1 protein-coding gene is annotated in these 615 nt (G+C 63.3%); it reads left to right on the plus strand.

Going from position 1 to position 615, the window contains the following annotated elements; genetic code table 11:
- The coding region (locus tag EN939_RS37030; protein WP_127272127.1) for an ASKHA domain-containing protein at positions 1-615 on the plus strand (615 nt) is incomplete at both ends.

Genomic DNA, 615 nt, shown 5'->3' on the forward strand with positions numbered 1-615 from the left:
GCTCTGAGCTGTGGTCCGACGAGCCGGGCTTCCTGGAAAGCGTCCAGGCAACCGGCGTCACCGGCATCTGCGGTTCCGGCATCATCGAAGTGGTGGCGGAGATGTATCTCGCCGGCATCATTTCCGAGGACGGCGTCATCGACGGCGGGCTTTCGGCCCGTTCGCCGCGCGTCACCGCCAACGGCCGCACCTTCTCCTACGTGCTGAAGGAAGGCTCTGCCGCATTGACGGAAGATGGGCCGAAGATCACCATCACCCAGACCGATGTGCGCGCCATTCAGCTTGCCAAGGCAGCGCTTTATGCCGGCACCAAGCTGTTGATGGAAAAGCAGAACACCGAGCATGTCGACCGCATCCATTTCGCCGGCGCCTTCGGCTCCTTCATCGATCCGAAATACGCCATGGTGCTCGGGCTGATCCCGGATTGCGACCTCGACAAGGTCTCGGCCGTCGGCAACGCCGCCGGTGCCGGCGCGCGCATGGCGCTGCTCAATCGCGGCTACCGCCGCGAGATCGAGGACACGGTCAGCAAGATCGAGAAGATCGAGACGGCCCTGGAACCGAAATTCCAGGAGCATTTCGTCTACGCCATGGCGCTGCCGACAGCTTCGGGAA

Origin of the sequence: Mesorhizobium sp. M7A.F.Ca.CA.002.05.1.1 (assembly GCF_003998335.1) — a bacterium.
Taxonomy (GTDB): domain Bacteria; phylum Pseudomonadota; class Alphaproteobacteria; order Rhizobiales; family Rhizobiaceae; genus Mesorhizobium.